A 3,570-nucleotide genomic window follows, 5' to 3' on the forward strand; every position below is an offset into this window, starting at 1 on the left:
AATACCAACGAACAGCCCAAAGAATGATTTCACCTTGAAAGTGCCGACCGTGGAAGGGATTCATCTGCTGTATCTCGAAATAAATAAGATATTTAGCTTATCATGTCAGCCTATTTGCAACAGTGCCAATAAAAGTCACATCTATGTCAAAATCACTTATAACCGCACTCATTGTTGTCGCGCTTGATGCGATTGGTTTGGGATTAATCATGCCGGTGGTTCCGGCTTTATTAAATGAATTTGTACCGGCAGAGCAAACAGCATTTCACTATGGTGTTTTTTTATCGCTTTATGCGTTTATGCAGGTCTTTTGCGCGCCCGTTTTAGGGCGGTTATCTGACCGCTATGGACGGCGGATTATTTTGCTGGTTTCATTTTTAGGTGCCACGATTGATTATAGCATAATGGCGGCAGCGCCTGTTTTATGGGTGCTTTATATCGGCCGGATTATCTCAGGTGTTACCGGAGCAACTGGTGCAATCGCGGCATCAATTATCGCTGATACAACTAAACAGGAAGAACGTGCGCGTTGGTTTGGTTTTATGGGGGCGTGTTTTGGTGCAGGTATGATTGCAGGGCCTGCTATTGGCGGTGTTCTTGGTGATATATCTGTGCATGCGCCCTTTGTGGCAGGGGCTCTTCTCAATGCAATTGCCTTTTGTTTGGTGGCTTTCTTGTTGCCCAAAACGCCGTCACAACCGCCTGAAGGACAGCCAGCCAAAATCAATTTGTTTGAAGGCTTTCGCTTCAATTTTGCAGTTCAGGGACTTGCCAGCTTTTTTGCGTTGTTTTTTCTTATGCAGCTGATTGGGCAGGCGCCCGCCGCTTTGTGGGTGATTTATGGCGAACAGCGCTTGAATTGGGATATTGGCACAGCAGGTGTGTCGCTGGCCGTTTTTGGTGCAGCACATACATTCGTACAAGCTGTTTTAACCGGCACTCTTTCAAAGCGACTGGGTGACCGCGGTGTGTTGCTGCTTGGAATGGGCGCTGATATGTGCGGGTTTTTATTGCTGGCTTTTATCACGCAAAGTTGGATGGTTCTGCCGGCAATTTTTATGCTGGCCACAGGCGGCATTGGTATGCCTGCTTTGCAGGCCATTATTTCAGGTCTTGTTTGCGATGAAAAACAAGGTGCTTTACAGGGAACTTTAACGGGGTTGACGAATATAACCTCGATTATCGGGCCGGTCGGATTTACGACGCTTTATGGCTTAACCGCGGGGCAGTGGGATGGTTGGGTTTGGCTCGTCGCAGCAAGCCTTTATCTTATTGCTATACCATTATTGCGCCAGTCAGCCAGTTTATTGCGATCTTAAAATCTTGGCGGGAGATCAAGCAATCCCGCCAATAAAACCGCTGAGTTCATCAAGACGCACCATTGCCATGCGCATGGTGCCACGGCAATTTTGAGCTTTGCAGCGTGCGCGTCGTTCAACTTCGTCCAAATATAATTGCTCGTGTCCTCGAATTGAGCTGATCATTGCCTTATTGATATAAACAAGGCGGTTACATTTCTTGCAGGTCATTTCTAATCTTTGATGGTCTGCAAGATCACTGGCTTTATAGCGGGTTTTCCAGTTTCCGGGTGGGGATGCCATTTTCATCACCAGAAGTCTTCAGGTGAGGGAATACGGACATAGCTGATTTTACCGCCCACATGGGGTCGTTTGCGGGAGAGGGCGAAATCCTACGCTAAGGCTTTGGCCAACGATATTCTCCGGTAAGATTGATGTGTTCCCAGGGGATAGGAGAAGTCGCTTGATATCTAGTATGACGTCTGTCGCACCTGCTTGATCGCGGCCGCGATAGCTAGATCGCGTTGCTCCTCTTCTCCATCCGCGTTCCAAGCTGCGGAAAGGCACCCATAAGCGTACGCCTGGTCGAGCAGGCGACGCGGATCGACGTCCAGCGCACGAGAGAATGCGTCCGCCATCTGTGCAATGCGTCTAGGATCGAGACAAAGGTCGTCTCTGTCAGCCGGATCGTAGAACATATTGGCGGCGCCAAAGCCCACTTCACCGACCAGACCGACGGGATCTATCACCAGCCAGCCGCGACTGGAGAACATGATGTTTTCATGATGCAGATCGCCATGTAGCCCACGCAGTTCCGAGGCATTGCTCATCATTTGATCGGCTATAATCGCCGCGTGGACGTAGTCAGTTTGACAACCTGCGTTTTGATCATCGCGCGCCCGCTGAAACAAAGCTGCAAAGCGATCCCGGATCGGGAGAAGGGCAGAAGGCAGGGGTTCCTCAGATGCGGCATACAGCTTCGCCATTAGTTCCGCTGCAATTTCGGTCGCCTGGTAGTCGCCGTGCTCGGCAACGATGTGAGAGAGCATTCGCTCCCCGGCATATTCGAGCAACATCAGATTGTTCTCACGACCGAGCAACCGGACTGCTCCCCTCCCATTGCGCCATACCAGATAGTCGGCCCCGCGCAGTTCATCAGCAATGTCTTCTATAGGTTTCAATCCCTTGACGATTGCAGGAGTCCCGTCTGGCAATGAAACTTTCCAAACGAGGCTGGAAAAGGTGTCCGCAATGAGAACAGGTTGCGAAACGTGCCAATGAGCAGGAAAAACAGGCGGCATGAACATCAACCCCAAGTCAGAGGGTCCAATCGCAGATAGAAGGCAAGGCGTTCGCGGTCGGGGGCTTCGATCCCCAATACATTGAATAGGACAGCGAAGGCGCGCTCTGCTTCATCTGGCGCTGCCCAGTTCTCTTCGGCGTTAGCAATCATGAGTGCCAAATCGGCATAGCGATCTGCTGTTCCGAGCCGCCCAAGGTCGATCAGACCCGTGCATTGAAGAGTTTTAGGGTCCACCATGAAGTTCGGCATGCAGGGATCACCATGGCAAACAACCATATCGGTGCGCTCTTGGTCGAGCCGCACCGGTAGCTCTCGTTCGACACGAGCCAAAAGATCGAGCTGCGGCGTACTCTTGTCCTCGTCCGGTAAGAAGTCGGGATTGACGGCATTGCGGGACACCACATCAACGGCGCGTCCGAACATTCGCGACAGCCTGCGCTCAAACGGACATTGATCAACCGATAGGCTGTGAACAGCGCCAAGTTGCTGCCCCATTGACGGCCACGCTTTGAGCAAATCCGCTCCAGACAGATCAGCCGCCGGTACTCCCGGAATTGCCGTTATCACCAAGCATGCACCCTCCTGTTCCTCCTGCCAGTTGATCACCTCGGGGCAAGCCACACCTCGACCTTTGAGCCAAATGAGGCGGTCACGCTCTCCAGCGAGCTCACCGCGGCGGGAAGCAGGTGCGATTTTCGCGAAGGCATGCCCGTCACCACGTCGAAAAACAAAATCACCAGATTCTCCGCCTCTGACAGGCAACCAGTCAGAATGCGATTCACCAAAAAAAATATTAGTTCGATTCAATGGAGGTTCCTTCAGTTTTCTGATGAAGCGCGGAGGTGGCTCAACCTGCGAAAAGAAACGAGTTGCTACGTAAGTCCGAGAACATGCTTTCCATGGTCTCTGAGCTCGCCTTTGGGACCGACATATCGGTAGAGAGTGACGCGCTCGATGCCGAGTTCCTTG

Annotated in this window: 4 protein-coding genes; 1 reads left to right on the forward strand and 3 read right to left on the reverse strand. The window is 51.6% G+C overall.

Annotated features, from left to right (window positions below; genetic code table 11):
- Positions 1-143 precede the first annotated feature (143 nt).
- Positions 144-1,319, forward strand: a complete 1,176-nt coding sequence (gene tet(Y) / locus FTU82_RS15815; protein WP_011931119.1) for a tetracycline efflux MFS transporter Tet(Y) — start codon at positions 144-146, stop codon at positions 1,317-1,319.
- 15 nt (positions 1,320-1,334) lie between these two features.
- Here the strand turns inward: tet(Y) and FTU82_RS15820 are convergent, their stop codons facing one another.
- The 3 genes from FTU82_RS15820 to aph(3'')-Ib form a co-directional block, all read right to left on the reverse strand.
- Positions 1,335-1,607 carry a hypothetical protein gene (locus FTU82_RS15820; RefSeq protein WP_208536440.1) on the reverse strand — a complete coding sequence of 91 codons (273 nt, stop codon included), beginning with the start codon at positions 1,605-1,607 and terminating at the stop codon, positions 1,335-1,337.
- Positions 1,608-1,768: 161 nt separating this feature from the next.
- The gene (locus tag FTU82_RS15825; RefSeq protein WP_000480968.1) at positions 1,769-2,605 is read right to left on the reverse strand and encodes an aminoglycoside O-phosphotransferase APH(6)-Id; all 837 of its coding nucleotides are present in this window, start codon (positions 2,603-2,605) and stop codon (positions 1,769-1,771) included.
- Positions 2,605-3,408, reverse strand: a complete 804-nt coding sequence (gene aph(3'')-Ib, locus FTU82_RS15830) for an aminoglycoside O-phosphotransferase APH(3'')-Ib (RefSeq protein WP_001082319.1) — start codon at positions 3,406-3,408, stop codon at positions 2,605-2,607. The genes FTU82_RS15825 and aph(3'')-Ib overlap by 1 nt, the downstream gene beginning before the upstream one ends.
- Between the last annotated feature and the right edge of the window lie 162 nt (positions 3,409-3,570).

Source organism: Acinetobacter sp. YH12151 (genome assembly GCF_013418355.1).
In the GTDB taxonomy this organism is placed as follows: Bacteria; Pseudomonadota; Gammaproteobacteria; order Pseudomonadales; family Moraxellaceae; genus Acinetobacter; species Acinetobacter pseudolwoffii.

What these genes read in the sequence shown, in the direction of transcription:
- FTU82_RS15820 (WP_208536440.1), bottom strand. Translation starts at nt 1,607, where the DNA reads ATGAAAATGGCATCCCCACCCGGAAACTGGAAAACCCGCTATAAAGCC.
- FTU82_RS15825 (WP_000480968.1), bottom strand. Translation starts at nt 2,605, where the DNA reads ATGTTCATGCCGCCTGTTTTTCCTGCTCATTGGCACGTTTCGCAACCT.